Source organism: Methyloversatilis sp. (genome assembly GCF_965284615.1).
In the GTDB taxonomy this organism is placed as follows: domain Bacteria; phylum Pseudomonadota; class Gammaproteobacteria; order Burkholderiales; family Rhodocyclaceae; genus Methyloversatilis.
Genome location: NZ_OZ260098.1, coordinates 4,259,283 through 4,275,677, shown reverse-complemented (window position 1 = coordinate 4,275,677; position 16,395 = coordinate 4,259,283). Strand labels below are relative to the sequence as shown.

The 16,395-nt window shown below is 66.5% G+C and carries 17 protein-coding genes; 11 read left to right on the top strand and 6 right to left on the bottom strand.

From position 1 onward, the window contains the following. The 9 genes from atpB to glpD all read left to right on the top strand — a co-directional run bounded on the left by atpB (position 1) and on the right by glpD (position 8,177). Positions 1-891 (top strand): F0F1 ATP synthase subunit A, encoded by an 891-nt coding sequence (gene atpB / locus ACQ66H_RS20300; protein ID WP_430435518.1) that lies wholly within the window; start codon positions 1-3, stop codon positions 889-891. A 59-nt stretch (positions 892-950) separates the two neighbouring features. Then, positions 951-1,193 (top strand): F0F1 ATP synthase subunit C, encoded by a 243-nt coding sequence (gene atpE, locus ACQ66H_RS20295; RefSeq protein WP_008063733.1) that lies wholly within the window; start codon positions 951-953, stop codon positions 1,191-1,193. A 45-nt stretch (positions 1,194-1,238) separates the two neighbouring features. Continuing rightward, on the top strand, positions 1,239-1,712 hold the full coding sequence (locus tag ACQ66H_RS20290) for a F0F1 ATP synthase subunit B (RefSeq protein WP_019916201.1): 474 nt from the start codon (positions 1,239-1,241) through the stop codon (positions 1,710-1,712). A gap of 4 nt (positions 1,713-1,716) precedes the next feature. Continuing rightward, positions 1,717-2,253, top strand: a complete 537-nt coding sequence (locus ACQ66H_RS20285) for a F0F1 ATP synthase subunit delta (RefSeq protein ID WP_019916202.1) — start codon at positions 1,717-1,719, stop codon at positions 2,251-2,253. Positions 2,254-2,263: 10 nt separating this feature from the next. Further along, positions 2,264-3,802, top strand: coding sequence for a F0F1 ATP synthase subunit alpha (gene atpA / locus ACQ66H_RS20280; protein ID WP_430435517.1), 1,539 nt, complete (start codon positions 2,264-2,266; stop codon positions 3,800-3,802). A gap of 21 nt (positions 3,803-3,823) precedes the next feature. Further along, positions 3,824-4,693 carry a F0F1 ATP synthase subunit gamma gene (gene atpG, locus ACQ66H_RS20275; protein WP_008063739.1) on the top strand — a complete coding sequence of 290 codons (870 nt, stop codon included), beginning with the start codon at positions 3,824-3,826 and terminating at the stop codon, positions 4,691-4,693. Between the two features lie 34 nt (positions 4,694-4,727). After that, the gene (atpD, locus tag ACQ66H_RS20270) at positions 4,728-6,131 is read left to right on the top strand and encodes a F0F1 ATP synthase subunit beta (RefSeq protein ID WP_430435516.1); all 1,404 of its coding nucleotides are present in this window, start codon (positions 4,728-4,730) and stop codon (positions 6,129-6,131) included. A gap of 68 nt (positions 6,132-6,199) precedes the next feature. Beyond that, on the top strand, positions 6,200-6,622 hold the full coding sequence (locus tag ACQ66H_RS20265; RefSeq protein WP_430435515.1) for a F0F1 ATP synthase subunit epsilon: 423 nt from the start codon (positions 6,200-6,202) through the stop codon (positions 6,620-6,622). Positions 6,623-6,701: 79 nt separating this feature from the next. Next, positions 6,702-8,177, top strand: coding sequence for a glycerol-3-phosphate dehydrogenase (gene glpD / locus ACQ66H_RS20260; RefSeq protein ID WP_430435514.1), 1,476 nt, complete (start codon positions 6,702-6,704; stop codon positions 8,175-8,177). Here the strand turns inward: glpD and ACQ66H_RS20255 are convergent. The 4 genes from ACQ66H_RS20255 to ACQ66H_RS20240 all read right to left on the bottom strand — a co-directional run bounded on the left by ACQ66H_RS20255 (position 8,162) and on the right by ACQ66H_RS20240 (position 10,919). Beyond that, positions 8,162-8,746 carry a ubiquinone biosynthesis accessory factor UbiJ gene (locus ACQ66H_RS20255; RefSeq protein ID WP_430435513.1) on the bottom strand — a complete coding sequence of 195 codons (585 nt, stop codon included), beginning with the start codon at positions 8,744-8,746 and terminating at the stop codon, positions 8,162-8,164. The two genes, glpD and ACQ66H_RS20255, sit on opposite strands and share 16 nt — an antisense overlap. Positions 8,747-8,749: 3 nt before the next feature. Beyond that, complete coding sequence (locus tag ACQ66H_RS20250; RefSeq protein WP_430435512.1) at positions 8,750-9,637, bottom strand: Tim44 domain-containing protein; 888 nt, start codon at positions 9,635-9,637, stop codon at positions 8,750-8,752. 99 nt (positions 9,638-9,736) lie between these two features. Beyond that, the gene (gene ubiE / locus ACQ66H_RS20245) at positions 9,737-10,474 is read right to left on the bottom strand and encodes a bifunctional demethylmenaquinone methyltransferase/2-methoxy-6-polyprenyl-1,4-benzoquinol methylase UbiE (protein ID WP_430435511.1); all 738 of its coding nucleotides are present in this window, start codon (positions 10,472-10,474) and stop codon (positions 9,737-9,739) included. A 7-nt stretch (positions 10,475-10,481) separates the two neighbouring features. Further along, complete coding sequence (locus ACQ66H_RS20240) at positions 10,482-10,919, bottom strand: gamma-butyrobetaine hydroxylase-like domain-containing protein (RefSeq protein WP_430435510.1); 438 nt, start codon at positions 10,917-10,919, stop codon at positions 10,482-10,484. A gap of 150 nt (positions 10,920-11,069) precedes the next feature. Between ACQ66H_RS20240 and phoB the strand changes: the two genes are divergently transcribed. Then, entirely contained in the window at positions 11,070-11,759 is a 690-nt protein-coding gene (phoB, locus tag ACQ66H_RS20235; protein WP_019916212.1) for a phosphate regulon transcriptional regulator PhoB, read from the top strand. A gap of 57 nt (positions 11,760-11,816) precedes the next feature. After that, a complete protein-coding gene (phoR, locus tag ACQ66H_RS20230) occupies positions 11,817-13,121 on the top strand; it encodes a phosphate regulon sensor histidine kinase PhoR (protein WP_430435509.1) in 1,305 nt (434 codons plus the stop codon). 10 nt (positions 13,122-13,131) lie between these two features. On the opposite strand, the gene ACQ66H_RS20225 is transcribed toward phoR, so the two are convergent. Continuing rightward, positions 13,132-14,757: a hypothetical protein gene (locus ACQ66H_RS20225; RefSeq protein ID WP_430435508.1), complete on the bottom strand. Its 1,626-nt coding sequence runs from the start codon at positions 14,755-14,757 to the stop codon at positions 13,132-13,134. Beyond that, a complete protein-coding gene (locus tag ACQ66H_RS20220) occupies positions 14,754-16,292 on the bottom strand; it encodes a hypothetical protein (protein WP_430435507.1) in 1,539 nt (512 codons plus the stop codon). The genes ACQ66H_RS20225 and ACQ66H_RS20220 overlap by 4 nt, the downstream gene beginning before the upstream one ends. Positions 16,293-16,395: the final 103 nt, after the last annotated feature.

Here is a 16,395-nt window from a genome sequence, read left to right as displayed (position 1 = left end):
ATGGCATCTGGAACCGAACTGGCGACTGAAGTGGCCCACGGCCCGACCCCCGGCGAATACATCGCCCACCACCTGACCTTCCTGAACAACACCGGCGAGAAGCAGGTCGAGTTGATCAACTGGAATCTGGTCAACCTCGATACCGTCTTCTACTCGGTGCTGCTCGGCGTCCTCGCGCTGTTCGTGCTTTACCGCGCTGCGGCGAAGTTGACGTCCGGCGTGCCGGGGCGCTTTCAGGCCGCCGTCGAGATTCTGGTCGAGATGGTCGCCGATCAGGCCAAGGGTCTGATTCACAGCGAAGAGTCGCGCCGTACCGTGGCACCGCTCGCCCTCATCGTCTTCGTCTGGATTTTCCTGATGAACGCGATGGACTTCCTGCCGCTCGATCTGCTGCCGCGCATCTGGGAAGGCATCTACGCCTCCGCCGGTCACGACCCGCACCACGCCTACATGCGTGTCGTGCCGACCGCCGACATCAACGCGACCATGGGCATGTCGATCGCCGTGCTGCTGGTGTGTCTGTACTACAACGTCAAGATCAAGGGCGCCGGCGGCTGGGCGCACGAACTGATCTCGGCGCCGTTCGGCGACAAGCTCATCCTGGCGCCGTTCAACTTCGCGATGAACGTCATCGAATTCCTTGCCAAGACCGTGTCGCACGGCATGCGTCTGTTCGGCAACATGTTTGCCGGCGAACTCATCTTCATGCTGATCGCGCTGATGGGTGCCGCCTGGACGGGTGCCAACGCGCCGAGCTTCCTGCTCGCCTTTGGCCACATCGTCGCGGGTTTCGCATGGGCGGTGTTCCACATCCTCGTGGTCGCGCTCCAGGCATTCATCTTCATGATGCTGACGCTGGTGTACATCGGTCAGGCACACGAAGGTCACTGAGTTTGCAGTTGCAGTCCGGTTTGTTGTTTTCGTTTTTCTTTTAAATCTAAGGAGCTGTTATGGAACAAGTGTTCGGTCTCGTCGCCCTCGCCTGCGGTCTGATCATCGGTCTGGGTGCAATTGGTGCTTGTATCGGTATCGCGCTGATGGGCGGTAAGTACCTCGAAGCCTCGGCTCGCCAGCCGGAGCTGATGAACGCGCTGCAGGTCAAGATGTTCCTGCTGGCCGGCCTGATCGACGCCGCCTTCATTATCGGTACCGGTATCGCCCTCTGGTTCGCCACTTCGACCTTCCTGAAGTAAGAACGGCATCCGCCCCAACACCGATTTATTGAAGGGAAAGTTGCCGTGAATCTGAACGCAACGCTCATCATCCAGATCGTCGTGTTCCTGACCTTTGTGTGGTTCACGAAGAGCTTCGTGTGGCCGCCGATCGTCAAGGCTCTCGACGAACGCGCGAAGAAGATCGCTGACGGGCTGGCGGCTGCGGACAAGGCAAAGGCGGATCTGGCCAACGCGGAGAAGAAGTCGATCGAGGAACTGCGCGCAGCGCGCGAGTCCGCGGCCGAGCTCCGTTCGGGTGCAGAGAAGCAGGCGGCCAAGCTGGTCGAGGATGCGCGCGCGGAAGCGAATCGCATCGTCGCGGCGGCCCGCGAAGCAGCGACCACCGAAGCTGCGGCTGCAGCGCAGAAGGCGAAAGATGCCCTGCGCGACCAGGTCGCCACGCTGGCGGTCGCGGGTGCAGAACGCATCCTGCGTCGCGAGATCAACGCCCAAGTCCACGCCGATCTGCTCACCAACCTGAAGCAGGAACTGAGCTGACACCATGGCAGAGAACGTCACCATCGCGCGACCCTACGCCGAAGCCGCGTTCCAGCTGGCCAAGGAAGGCAACTCGCTGGCAGCTTGGGCTGACGCCCTCGGTCTGATGGCCGCCGCTGCCGCCGAGCCGCAGGTCAAGAAGCTGCTGGCCGATCCGACCCGCACCTCGACCGACCGTGGTTTCCTCTTCCTCACCGCAGTGCCCGGCGAACTTGCCGAGGCGCATCGCAGCTTCGCACGCGTGCTGGCGCAGAACGGCCGTCTGGCCGTGCTGCCCGAAATCGCGGAGCTCTTCACCGAGCTGAAGAACGAGCACGAGCGCTGCGCCGTCGCCCACATCAGTTCCGCCTTCCCGATGGACGACGCCACCGTGTCGCGCCTGCTGGCCGACCTCGAGCCGCGTTTCGGCCGTCGCCTGGAAGCCCGGGTCACGCTCGATCCCGAACTGATCGGCGGTGTGAAGGTTGCGGTCGGTGACGAAGTGATCGATGCCTCGGTCCGCGGCAAGCTTGCCGCCATGGCCACTGCGCTACAGAACTAGGAGTTTTTTGATGAACCTCAATCCGTCTGAAATCAGCGACCTGATCAAGAGCCGGATCCAGAACCTGCATTTGTCGTCGCAGGCGCGCACCGAGGGCACCGTGGTTTCGGTGACCGACGGCATTGTGCGCGTGCACGGCCTGGACGATGTCCAGCAGGGCGAAATGCTGGAATTCGAAGGCAACACGTTCGGTCTGGCGCTGAACCTCGAGCGCGACTCCGTCGGCGCCGTGGTTCTGGGTGACTACGAACACATTTCCGAAGGCCAGACCGTCAAGTGCACGGGCCGCATTCTCGAAGTGCCGGTCGGCCCCGAGCTGATCGGTCGCGTCGTGAACTCGCTCGGCCAGCCGATCGACGGCAAGGGGCCGATCAACGCCAAGCTGACCGACAAGGTTGAAAAGGTGGCTCCGGGCGTGATCGCACGTCAGTCGGTTTCGCAGCCGGTGCAGACCGGCCTGAAGTCGATCGACTCGATGGTGCCGGTCGGCCGTGGCCAGCGCGAGCTGATCATCGGTGACCGTCAGACCGGCAAGACCGCGGTCGCCGTCAACGCCATCATCAACCAGAAGGGTCAGAACATGACCTGCATCTATGTTGCGGTGGGCCAGAAGGCCTCGACCATCGCCAACGTGGTGCGCAAGCTGGAAGAGTACGGCGCGATGGAATACACCATCGTCGTCGCCGCCACCGCCTCCGACTCGGCCGCCATGCAGTTCCTGGCACCGTACGCCGGTTGCACGATGGGCGAATACTTCCGTGACCGCGGCGAAGACGCGCTGATCGTCTATGACGATCTGTCCAAGCAAGCCGTGGCCTATCGTCAGATTTCGCTGCTGCTGCGCCGTCCGCCGGGCCGCGAAGCCTACCCGGGCGACGTGTTCTACCTGCACAGCCGTCTGCTCGAGCGCGCCGCTCGCGTGAATCCCGACTACGTCGAGAAGTTCACCAACGGTGAAGTCAAGGGCAAGACCGGTTCGCTGACTGCGCTGCCGATCATCGAAACGCAGGCCGGCGACGTGTCCGCCTTCGTTCCGACCAACGTGATCTCGATTACCGACGGCCAGATCTTCCTGGAAACCGACCTGTTCAACGCAGGCATCCGCCCGGCTATCAACGCCGGTGTGTCGGTGTCCCGCGTCGGTGGTGCGGCCCAGACCAAGATCATCAAGAAGCTGGGCGGCGGTGTCCGTCTGGCGCTGGCCCAGTACCGTGAGCTGGCTGCGTTCGCGCAGTTCGCCTCCGACCTGGACGAAGCGACCCGCAAGCAGCTCGAGCGTGGCCGCCGCGTGACCGAACTGATGAAGCAGCCGCAGTACTCGCCGCTGTCGGTCGCCCAGATGGGTGTTTCGCTGTACGCCGCCAACAACGGCTATTTCGACGACGTCGAAGTGTCCCGCGTGCTCGCTTTTGAATCGGCCCTGCACCAGTTCCTGCAGCAGAAGTATTCCGATCTGATGAACAAGATCGAGTCCTCCAAGGACCTCGACGGTGAATCGGAAAAGACGCTTGCTGCCGCGGTGGCCGAGTTCAAGAAGAGCTGGGCGTAAGCGCGCGGACAGGAGATAACCATGGCCAGCGGAAAAGAGATCCGTTCCAAGATCAAGAGCGTGCAAAACACGAAGAAGATCACCAAGGCGATGGAGATGGTGGCTGCATCCAAGATGCGCAAGGCGCAGGACAGGATGCGGGCCGCCCGGCCCTACGCCGACACGATCCGCCGTCTTGCTGCCAACCTGTCTGCCGCCACGATCAGCGACTACAAGCACCCGTTCCTCGCGACCGTCGGTCAGATCAAGCGCGTCGGCATCATCGTCGTCACCACGGACAAGGGTCTGTGCGGCGGCATGAACACCAACGTGCTGCGTCTGGCGCTGAACACGATGAAGGAGTGGGAAGGCAAGGGCGCCACCGAAATCCGCGTTGCCGCCATCGGCAACAAGGGTCTGGGCTTCATGCAGCGCATGGGCGCCAAGGTGGTGTCACAGGTGACGCAGCTGGGCGATACGCCGCATCTGGAAAAGCTGATCGGACCGGTCAAGGTCATGATCGACGCCTTCCAGGCCGGCGAGCTCGACGCGGTCTATCTGTCCTTCACCCGCTTCATCAACACGATGAAGCAGGAGCCGGTGCTTGAGCAACTGCTGCCGCTCACGGGCGATCGTCTGGGCACGCCGGAAGGCACCTGGGATTACCTGTACGAGCCGGACCCGCAGGTGGTGATCGACGAGCTGCTCGTTCGTTACGTTGAAGCGCTGGTGTATCAGTCGGTCGCCGAAAACATGGCGTCCGAACAGAGCGCACGTATGGTGGCGATGAAGGCCGCGTCTGACAACGCAGGCAATGTCATCGGCGAACTGCAGCTGGTCTACAACAAGACCCGCCAGGCGGCGATTACCAAGGAACTGTCCGAGATCGTCGGCGGCGCCGCGGCAGTCTGATCGCGCAAACGAATTTTTGTATTGGGGATAGACGATGAATACCGGAAACATCGTTCAGTGTATCGGCGCCGTGGTGGATATCCAGTTCCCGCGCGACTCGATGCCGAAAGTGTTTGAAGCGCTACAGCTCGACGAGGCCGATGGTTCGCACACGGCCGAAGCGGGTCTGACGTTCGAAGTCCAGCAGCAGCTGGGCGACGGCGTGGTGCGTACGATTGCGCTGGGTTCCAGCGACGGTCTGCGCCGCGGCATGAAGGTGAAGGGTACCGGCGCCGCGATCAGCGTGCCGGTCGGCACCGCCACGCTGGGTCGCATCATGGACGTGCTTGGCCGTCCGATCGACGAAGCGGGCGACATCGCCACCGAAGAACGCCGTGCCATTCACCAGAAGGCTCCGAAGTTCGACGAACTGAGCCCGTCGGTTAACCTGCTGCCCACCGGCATCAAGGTGATCGACCTGATCTGCCCGTTCGCCAAGGGCGGCAAGATCGGTCTGTTCGGCGGTGCCGGTGTGGGCAAGACCGTGAACATGATGGAACTCATCAACAACATCGCGAAGAGCTACGGTGGTTACTCCGTGTTCGCCGGTGTGGGTGAGCGCACCCGTGAGGGCAACGACTTCTACCACGAGATGGAAGAGTCGAAGGTTCTCGACAAGGTGGCGATGGTGTTCGGCCAGATGAACGAGCCGCCGGGCAACCGTCTGCGCGTGGCGCTGACCGGTCTGACCATGGCCGAGAAGTTCCGCGACGAAGGCCGCGACATTCTGTTCTTCGTGGACAACATCTACCGCTACACGCTGGCCGGTACCGAAGTGTCCGCACTGCTGGGCCGCATGCCGTCCGCCGTGGGCTACCAGCCGACGCTGGCCGACGAAATGGGCCGCCTGCAGGAGCGCATCACCTCGACCAAGGTCGGCTCGATCACGTCGATCCAGGCCGTGTATGTGCCTGCGGATGACTTGACCGACCCGTCGCCTGCCACGACCTTCCAGCACTTGGATGCAACTGTCGTGCTGTCGCGTGACATCGCTTCGCTGGGCATCTACCCGGCGGTCGATCCGCTCGACTCGACCTCGCGTCAGCTGGATCCGCTGATCGTCGGCGAAGAGCACTACGCGGTCGCCCGCAAGGTGCAATCGACGCTGCAGCGCTACAAGGAACTGCGCGACATCATCGCGATTCTGGGCATGGACGAACTGTCGCCGGAAGACAAGCTGGCCGTGGCTCGCGCCCGCAAGATCCAGCGTTTCCTGTCGCAGCCGTTCAACGTGGCTGAAGTCTTCACCGGCTCGCCGGGCAAGATCGTTCCGCTGGCGGACACGATCAAGGGCTTCAACATGATCGTCAATGGCGAATGTGACCACCTGCCGGAACAGGCCTTCTACATGGTCGGCGGCATCGAGGAAGCGTTCGAAAAGGCGAAGACGCTGCAGTGACGCGGCAAGCGTGAGCCGTGACGGACTCCGGTCCGGCGCGGCTTGCGGGCAGCATTCACGGAGTAATCATGGCTATGACCGTACATGTCAACGTTGTCAGCGCGGAAGAGAAGATCTTCTCCGGGCTCGCAGAATTCGTCGCGCTGCCGGGCGAGAGCGGCGAGCTGGGCATCCTGCCCGGCCACACGCCGCTGATCACCCGCATCCGCCCGGGCGAGGTCCGCATCAAGCTGCCGAATCAGGCAGCCGACGAGCTGATCTTCGTGGCCGGCGGCCTGCTGGAAGTGCAACCGGGTCTGGTGACCGTGCTGGCGGATACCGCCATCCGCGGTACAGACCTGGACGAAGCAAAGGCGAACGAAGCCAAGCGTCTGGCCGAAGAAGCACTGGCCAACCGTCAGGCAGGTGTCAACTACGCTGCAGCACAGGCGGAACTGGCTTCGGCCATCGCCCAGCTGGCGGCAATCCAGAAGCTGCGCAAGCGTCACTGAGCGCGGTTTCAAGCAGGTCCGGAAAGGCACGCCTCGGCGTGCCTTTTTGTTTTTGGCGAGCCCGGTGCAGAATCGGCCCATGCACCGGGAATCCTGCGACCTGCTCATCGTCGGGGCCGGCATCAACGGCGCCGGCATCGCGCGCGACGCCGCATTGCGCGGCTTGGACGTTATCGTCTGTGAGCGCGGCGACATCGCGGGCGCCACCTCGTCAGCCTCCACCAAGCTCATCCACGGCGGGCTGCGCTACCTCGAACAGGGCGCCTTCGGCCTGGTCAGGGAATCCCTGCATGAGCGCGAGACACTGGGCCGCATCGCCGCCCACCTTGTGCGTCCGCAGCGCTTCGTCGTGCCGCACACGGGTGAGCGGCCGGCCTGGATGCTCGCTGCCGGACTGTTGCTCTATGACCTCCTGGCCGGGCGCAGCACACTGCCGCGATCGCGACGTCTGCGCGCCGAATTTCCCTTGCTGCAGCACATGCGGCCGCCAGTGAGCGCGGCGCACGCCTATTATGACCTGTGGGTGGACGATGCGCGGCTGACGCTATGCACCTTGCTCGACGCGCAGGCGCACGGCGCACGCGTACTGCCGCAGAGCGCGCTGATCGCGGTGACCGACGAAGGCGCGCACTGGCGCTGCACAGTGGGACAGAAGACGGTGCTCGCGCGCTGCGTCGTCAATGTCGCGGGGCCATGGATGAACGCGGTCGAGGCCCTGCGCGGTATGGCGGCGGCACCGGTGCGCCTGGTGCAGGGCACACACATCGTCCTGCCGCGCCTGCACGCCGGCGACGACGCCTGGCTGCTGCAGCAGCCGGACCGGCGTATCGTGTTCGTCATCCCCTTCGCCGACGATTTCCATCTGGTCGGCACCACCGAAACCGATCTGCCGTCACCCGAGGCGCTCGGCGCCACGGCGGCGGAGCGTCGCTACCTGCTCGACGCGCTGCGGCGCGCCTTTGGGCGCGCACCCGCCGAGCACGATATCCGCTGGGAATTCAGCGGCATGCGACCGCTGGTCGCCGGCGGCGGAGGCAGCGCGCGCACCGCCAGCCGCGAGTACCGAATGACGATGGCAGGCGAGCGTGGCGGCCGTGGCTGGATGTCGATACAGGGCGGCAAGCTCACCACGCATCGAAGCCTCGCCGAACGGGCGGTCAACAGACTGGCCTCATTCCTCGGATCGAACGCACGCAGCATGACCGCCGACCGCCTGCTGCCGGGCGCCGAGGCCGCCGGCCCGATACAGCGTTCGGAACTCGTGCGGACGCTGGCGCAGCGTCATCCCGCACTGCCGTCTGGATGGATCGCCGCGCTGGTCGGACGCCATGGCAGCACGGCGTCGCGGCTGCTCGAACAGGTGGCGTGCACCGGTGGAGTCGGACGCGACTTCGGGGGAGGGCTGTACGAGGCGGAGGCGCGCTGGTGCGCACAGTACGAATGGGCACACAACGCCGACGACGTGCTGTGGCGTCGTACGAAATGCGGGGTCGGGATGAGTGCTGCGCAGCGCGATACGTTCGCGCGCTGGTGGGTGGATCAGCGTATCGGCTGAGCTTTGCGTTCGAGCAGTTCGAGGCGCTTCTGCAGGCGCGCCAGATCGTCGCGCAGCGTATCCACCTCGTCGGCAAAGGCGGCCGTTGCGGCCGGACGCACCAGCAATTGCGCCTCGTCCGCCGCGTATTCGGTGGCCGACGCGGCGAGCCGCGCGCCGAGGTCGCGCCCGCCGGCCCATGCCGCACGCGCACCGCCTACCACACGTTCGGCGGCCGCGTCACCGATCAGCCGGCTCAGGTCTTCCGCCGCGTCCCAGCGCAGGCCGCGCAGCACCTGGCCGAGGGTTTCGGCCAGCGCCGCGTCGCCTTCGATGCGCGCATCGCGCAGCACCGCGTCGCCTTCGTGTAGCAGCCGGAGTGCGGCATCCGCCGGCAGTCGCAGGGTGACCGCCAGCGGCTCATCGGAGGCCGCAGCCAGCCGGCCGTCTTCGCCAACCCTGAAGGCGACGCCGAGCGCGCCCAGTTCCAGCCTTGCCTGCGCGCCCGCATGCCGGGCCAGTCGGGCGTGCGCGCCCGGCGCCTGATCGAGCAGGTGGTTAAGTACCGGGAGCGCGGCCGTCGCGAGCATGATTTACTGCAGTTGCTGGATACCAGCGATCACCCAGCCGCGGCTGCCGGATAACGGCTTGGCCAGATGCCACACTTCGTCGAACGGTGCCGGCGCGGCGCTGACTTCCTCACGCAGCAGTCCGCTGAAACGGACGCTGGCGATGTACTGCTCGTTCTCGGTGGCCAGATCGAGCAGCGCGGCGTCGAGCTGCACGATGTCGATGTGCTGGGTTTCGCCGCCGCGCTCCTGCAGCTGCATGCGGATTTCGGCGAACACCTCGGGCGACGTGAACTGACGGATGTCCTCGACATCACCCTTGTCGTTCGCCGCCTGCAGGCGCACGAAATTCAGCTTGGCCTGACGCAGGAAGCCTTCGACGTCGAAATCCGCCGGAATGTTGCCTGCACCGGCTGCGGCGGCCGGCGCTGAGGCGGCGACCGGGGCCGCCGCTTCGAAGCGCTGCGGGGCCGCGCCCGGGCCGGCGGTCGCGCCGGCGTACTGCATGCCCTGCTGCTGCGGCGCGTTGCGGCGTGCGGCGAACATGCGCCAGACGAAGAGGGCGACCATGACCAGCAGCGCGATCATCATGAAGGACGCCATTTCCTCGCCGAAACCGAGGTGGGACGCCAGTGCGGCCAGGCCGATGCCGGCCGCCAGACCGGCCAGCGGGCCCATCCACGAGCGCTTGGCCGGCTGCGCGGCGGCGGGCGCTGCAGGCTGCGCCTGGCGCTGGGCGGTGGTGGCGTTCTGGGTCGGCGAAGTCGGCGTGGCGTCGCGCTGCATCGTGGTCGAATCACGCTGCGAACCGAAGGACTTGCCGCCACCCATGCGCTTGGCGGCTTCGGCGTCATGCATGGCGCCGCCGAGGCCGACGACGGCCACGCACAGCGCGCACAGGAAATTCTTCATCGATATGTCTCCATCAAAGGTGGGGCAAAACGCGAGAGCGAAACTTAGCACACGAATTGACCGCGAAATGCGCGGATCGTTCGCCTCTCCCCCCGGATTTCAGAGCTTGAAGCCGCGATGCAGCGCCACCACGCCGGCGCTCATGTTGAAGTATTCGACGCGGCCCAGGCCGACCTCGCGCATCATGCCGGCCAGCGTTTCCTGGTCCGGGTGCATGCGGATCGATTCGGCGAGATAGCGGTAGCTCGCCTCGTCGTTGGCGACGCGCTTGCCCAGCCAGGGCAGCACCTTGAACGAATACAGGTCGTAGGCCTTTTCGAGCGGCTTGGCGACGCGCGAGAACTCGAGCACCAGCGCGCGGCCGCCCGGCTTCAGCACGCGGCGGAACTCGGCCAGCGCGCGGTCCTTGTGCGTCATGTTGCGCAGGCCGAAGGCGACAGTGACGCAGTCGAAATGGTTGTCTGGAAAAGGCAGCTTCTCGGCGTCGCACAGCAGGCTGGGCAGCACGAAGCCGGCGTCGCGCAAGCGGTCGCGGCCTTCGCGCAGCATGTCCGGATTGATGTCGGTGTGCCACACCTCGCCGTTGGCGCCGGCACGCTTCGCGTGCGCGAGCGTCAGATCGCCGGTACCGGCGGCGACGTCGAGTACGCGCTGGCCCGGGCGCACGCCGGCCATTTCGATCGCGAACGCCTTCCAGGCGCGGTGCAGGCCGGCCGACATCAGGTCGTTCATGATGTCGTAACGGCGCGCGACCGACGAGAACACGCTCGCCACACGGCGGGCCTTGGCCGCTTCGGGTACGCGCTCGAAGCCGAAATCGGTGGAGTTGTCGCTCATCGCAGGCTCAATGGTGGTGACCGCAACCGCCGCTGCCGCAGCCGCCCTTGGCGGCCGGCGGCGGCACCAGGGCCGGATCGCGGCTGGCGCCGGCGGCGTCCAGGCGGGCGAGGTAGTCGGCCCACAGCGCTTCCTGGTTCTCGCCCAGCAGATAGAGGTAGTCCCACGAGTAGATGCCGCTGTCGTGGCCGTCGGAAAACACCGGCTTGATCGCGTAGGCGCCAACCGGTTCGACGCGCGTGATGTCGATGTCGCGCTTGCCGATCTGCAGCGTTTCCTGTCCCGGCCCGTGGCCGCGCACTTCGGCCGACGGCGAGCATACGCGCAGGAACTCGAAACTGAAGCTGAAGCTGCGGCCGTTGTCGAAGCTGACTTCCATCACTTTCGACTTCTGCTGCACCTTGATCTCGGTGGGGATGGGGGTGTCCTTGTCCAGTCCTGCCATGATGTGCCGTGTCCGCTGCGAAGAGTCCGGAATGATACCCCGCGCCCGTCAGGATGGCCCTGTGGACAGACCGGAGGCGCTGTCACTAAACCGTCACCATACTGAAATAGACTGCGTCGCGTTCCCGTCATCCCACGCTCGCATACCGTCATGGCCCGCATACTCGTCGTCGAGGACGAACCGTCCATCCAGGAACTGATCAGCGTCACGCTCACCCGCACCGGCCACGATCCGCTGCGCGCGCCGGACGCCGAAACCGCGCTGCGCCTGCTGCAGGCCGAACTGCCCGATCTGGTGCTGCTCGACTGGATGCTGCCCGGCCAGAGCGGCATCGATCTGGCGCGCCGGCTGCGCGCCGACGAACGCACGCGTGGCGTGCCCATCATCATGCTGACGGCGCGCGGCGACGAACAGTCCAAGGTGACCGGTCTGGAAACCGGCGCCGACGACTACGTCACCAAGCCCTTCTCGCCGCGCGAACTGGCGGCCCGCATCAAGGCCGTGCTGCGCCGGCAGAAGCCGCAGGCGACCGAAGACCCGGTCGAGATCGACGGTCTGCGTCTCGATCCGGCTACGCATCGCGTCACGGCCCGCGGCCAGGCCGTGGTGCTCGGCCCGACCGAGTTCCGCCTGCTGCACTTCTTCATGACTCACGCCGAGCGCGTGCATTCGCGCGCACAGCTGCTCGACAGCGTGTGGGGCGACCACGTGTTCGTCGAGGAGCGCACGGTGGACGTGCACATCCGCCGCCTGCGCGGTGCGCTGGAAGCGAGCGGACACGACGCGCTGATCCAGACCGTGCGCGGCAGCGGCTATCGCCTGTCCTGCCAGAAGGAGTGAGCCGTTTTGCGCGTGAGCGCCCATAATCCGGCGCCGTGATCACTCGCTGCGTACTCCATGCGTGAATTCTGGTTCCGCGCCGCCCTGCGCGTCGCGCTCATCCTCGTCTGCGTGCTGATCGGTCTGGCGGCCGACGCGCTGGCACCGGCGCTGGCGCTGGCCTGCGCGCTGCTGCTTGCCGGCAGCCTGCGCGACCAGTACGAGATCGGCCGCTTCGACCGCTGGCTCAACTCGACCAGCGACGCCGAACTGCCGGACGGTGCTGGCCAGTGGGAATTCCTGTTCGCCAAGCTGGCGCGGCGCGAGCGCAACGCCCGCCAGCAGCGCGAGGACCTGCGCAGCCGGCTGGAGCGTATGCGCGAAGCCAGCCGCGCGATGCCCGACGGCACGCTCATCATGTCGCGCGACGAACTGATCGAGTGGCTGAATCCGATGGCCGAGGAACACCTGGGGCTGGACGGCCGGCGCGACATCGCGATGCCCATCCTGAACCTGGTGCGCCAGCCCGAGTTCGCCGAATACCTGCAGTCCGGCGACTACGGCGAGCCGCTGTCGATGCCCTCGCCGCGTCAGCCCGGCCGCACGCTGCAGCTGCGGGTGGTGGCGTTCGGCGACGACCAGAAGCTGCTGCTGACGCGCGACATCACCCAGCTCGAAAAGCTCGAAACGATGCGGCGCGACTTCGTCGCCAACGTGTCGCACGAAATGAAGACGCCGCTGACGGTGATCCACGGCTTCCTCGAAACGCTGGAGGACGCGCTGCCCGAACTGCCTCAGGAGCAGGCGCTGTCCTTCATCCGCATGGCGCAGCAGCAGTCGGTGCGCCTGCAGCGCCTGGTCGATGATCTGCTGACGTTGTCGGCGCTGGAGACCGACACGCCGACACCCGAAGAGCCGGTGGACATGCGCAACTTGCTGGACATCGTGCTGGTCGAGACGCGGGCGCTGTCGTCCGGCCGGCACACGGTGACGCTGGACGTTGACGCTGCGCCCGGTGCGCTGCTTGGCTGCGCACGCGACCTGCGCAGCGCGCTCGGCAACCTCGCCAGCAACGCGGTGCGCTACACGCCGGACGGCGGCAGCGTGAAGCTCGCCTGGCGCGTGGTCGATGGTTGCGGGGAGTATTCGGTGACCGACAACGGCATCGGCATCGACGCCCAGCACATTCCGCGACTGACCGAACGCTTCTATCGCGTCAACCGCGGCCGCTCGCGCGAGACCGGGGGTACCGGCCTCGGCCTGGCCATCGTCAAGCACGTGCTCGAACGGCATCAGGCGACGCTGCAGATCGACAGCCAGCCCGGTCAGGGCAGCCGCTTCACCGTCCGCTTTCCCGCTCGCCGCACGCTGCCCGCACTCTGAGCGGCGGCGCTCAGACGCTGTTTGCGGGTGCGTCCTCGCTGAAGGCGGCGCGTTCGTAATTGACGCCGAAAGCGAGCAGGCGGGTCAGCTGCACCGCGCGCAGCGTGCCATTCAGGAAGATTTCGAGCTTGCGTTCGGCCTGGAACCAGCCGCGCGGCAGCACCAGCGACGCCTCTTCGCCCATCACCTGCACAGCCGGCAGCAGAAAGGCCCGACTGAAGCGCTCGGCCGGCATGCCTTCGTCGGCCAGCGGACGCACCGACAGTGCACGCGGCGTGCCCGGCAGCACGTGCAGGCCGGTCAGCAGGTGGCCGTCGTGCTCGTACATGAGCCAGGACACGCGCGCCAGACGCCAGTGTTCCGAGTCCGCTCCGAACACCGCCAGCATCTGCGAATACTCGATCGCCGCGGTCTCGCGCGGTGCGCGCAGGCGATAGCCCATCACGCTGTGGTCGAGCACCGCCCAGTGCTGAGTCGGGTATTGCGCGCGGGCGTTGGCCTGACGCACGGCCAGGCCGGCGCCGTCGGTGGCGCGTTCGCCGAAGGTGGCGATGTTGACGAAATCGCTGTGACTGTAGATGCGCGCTGGCGGTGGCTGCACGAACTCTTCGCCGGCGATCAGGTAGTGCATGGCCTCCTGGCTGATCGCGATGTCTATCTCGCCGTCGCCATTGCGTCGCTGGAAGCGGCGCGGGTTGGCCGCGTGGCACCAGGGTTTGTACAGCTGAAGCAGCAGGCGGCCGGCCGACAGCGGGTGACAGTCGGCGCCCAGACCCAGCGTTTCCGGCGACAGGCCCTGCTTCAGGCCGGCCACCACGCGCTCGATCTCGCTGGCCAGCCGCGCCGAACCGAGCCGGCGCAGATTGGGCGTGCGGGCGAACACTTCGAGCGGCTTGGCGCCGCCGTCGAGATTCAGATCGACGGCATAGGTCCGGGCGTCGGTGCCGCCGAACACCGGCATGATCTCTGTCAGGCCGGCGTACTGGTCGGCCCAGCGGCACACCCACTCGAATTCGCGCGGGCTGCGGCCGTAGGGGTTGGCCAGGTTGACCAGCAGCACGCTGCAGTAGGATTCGGCCGCGCTTTGCGGGTAGCCACCTTCCTTCAGGCTGTCGGCCACCGGCTGGGTGGCAAAGCCCCATTCCTCGGCCGTGCTGTAGTAGCCGTGCAGTTCCAGCCAAAGGCCGCGCGGCAGCGTGCGCCGGGCGCGGAAATACTCGATCACCGCGCGGCTGGCGTACAGCACGCAACGCTGGCACACCAGTGCCAGCTGGGCGTCGGTGAGCGGGTGCAGGTCGGCCTTCTCGGCCGCCTGCGCGTACGCCTGCGCCATCGCCATCCACAGTGCGACTACCTGGCGCAGCACGCCGTCCTCGGTGCTGCCTGGCGCGACCGGCCGGCTGCTGTAGCGCTTGCCCAGGCTTTCCTGCAGGAAGTGCAGCGGCGCGCGCATCGCCTCCAGCACGTCGAGGTAGTCGGCGCTGCGCGGCGGCGTCTGCCGCAGCCCGTAGAGCATGCGCGTCAGCGTGTCGCGCACGCGCGGCACGTTGGTCAGCGGCAGCTCGGCGATCAGTGCGCGGCACTGCTGCGCGTCGCGATAGTTCAGCATGCCCGGCGTCGGTGCAGGCGCGTTCATGCTGACGGCTCGATGCGGGCGAGGTCGAAGTCGGCCCCGCGTTCGATGGATTCGACCAGCCGCACGCGCCGCTTTCCCTCGTCGGCGGTGAGCACGATGTCGCGCGACTTGCGGTACCAGCCGCTGGGCAGCGCGACGCATTCCGGCTGACCGATGCGCGGCACTTCCGGCATCAGCACGCCGCGCGCCTCGTGTTCGCCGCTGCCGTCGGGGGCACGCGCGAGATCGACCAGGCGCGGCGCGCCGGCCAGCATGCTGATGCCCATCTGCAACTCACCTTCGACCGCCATGATCCAGCACACGTGGGCGAGCATGAAGTGCGGGCTGTTGTCGGGCCGCACCGCCAGCAACATGCCGTTGCCGATGCGCGCGCCGTCCGTGCTGGCGCGGCGGCCCAGGCGCAGGCCGGTTGGGCTGTCGTCGAGGATGCGCCAGTCTTCGACCAGATAGCCGGCCGCCACCGTTTCCGGTCGGTTGACCGGATCGTTGTCGCCGCCGCCGAGAAACTGCTGCACTGCGCCCATGCCGATCACCACCGACGCGTTCTGCTGCAACGGCCGGCGCGCTTCGGCGCGGGTCAGGCCGCCGCGGCAGCAGTGCGCGTGCAGATGGCGCAGCAGGCGGTCGGCCTGGGATGGACTCAGTTCGTCGCCCAGGCGCAGTGCCAGCGGTGTTTCGCCCTGAGCCAGCAGCGCCATGCGCTTGCGCACGCTGTGCGAGAACTCGTCCAGCACCAGCCAGCGCAGCCGGCTGTCCGGCTGCGGCGTGCGGGCGACCGGTTCATCGGTATTCAGGTCCAGCATCAGGGGGGGCAAGGCGCTGTGCGGCACCGGTGTGTCGAACAGCGCCACCTTGCCGGCCCATTTGCCCAGCCAGCGATGCAGCACGCGCAGCTGGCGGTGGGTCAGACCGAAAGGGCTGGAGGTGTGCAGCAGCACGCACAGCACGTAGGCGGCACGCACGCTGGTCGGCCGTTCGTCATGGATGGCGTCGTCGCGGATCTTGCGCTCCGCCGCGCCGAGCCGGGCGGCCGCGTCGTAGCAGGCATGCACGCGGCGCCAGTAGCCGGGTGCAGGCAGATGCGCGGTGCGCAGCGTGTCGAGCTGCATTAGCGCCAGCGCGCTCAACGCACGATGCGCGATCAAGCCCGCCTGACCGACCACGGCGCCATCGCCGTCGAGCGCCGCGGACAGGCAATGCAGATAAGCGGTGACCAGCGTGTCCCACATGCCCTGATTGGCGTCGAAGGCCGCTCGTTCGCCAGCGGACAGCGGCAGTGGACGGCCGACGAAGCGGTTGGCGGTGGCGGCCTGCACGTCCAGCACCGTGTCGCGCAGCTCTTCGGCGATGCGCAGCCGCTCGCCGGCGCCGATGCTGCGGCGATTCAGCAGGTTGAGCTGGCCGAGCAGACGGGCCTGGGTGGCGAGCGGCTGGGTGCTGTCCATGTCCTGCACCCAGTCGCGCGCAGCCCGCGCGTCGGAGAACTCCGGCAGGTGCGTGCTGTGGCTGATGGCGGGCAGAGCGAAGGCGTGCATGAAATCGGGGGGCGATGTAAGCCAATGTAACCAATTCTATGTGTACGCCGCAGTTTGCGCGCGGGAGGCCGGCACGGCGGACATTCTTTTTGACAGCAAATTT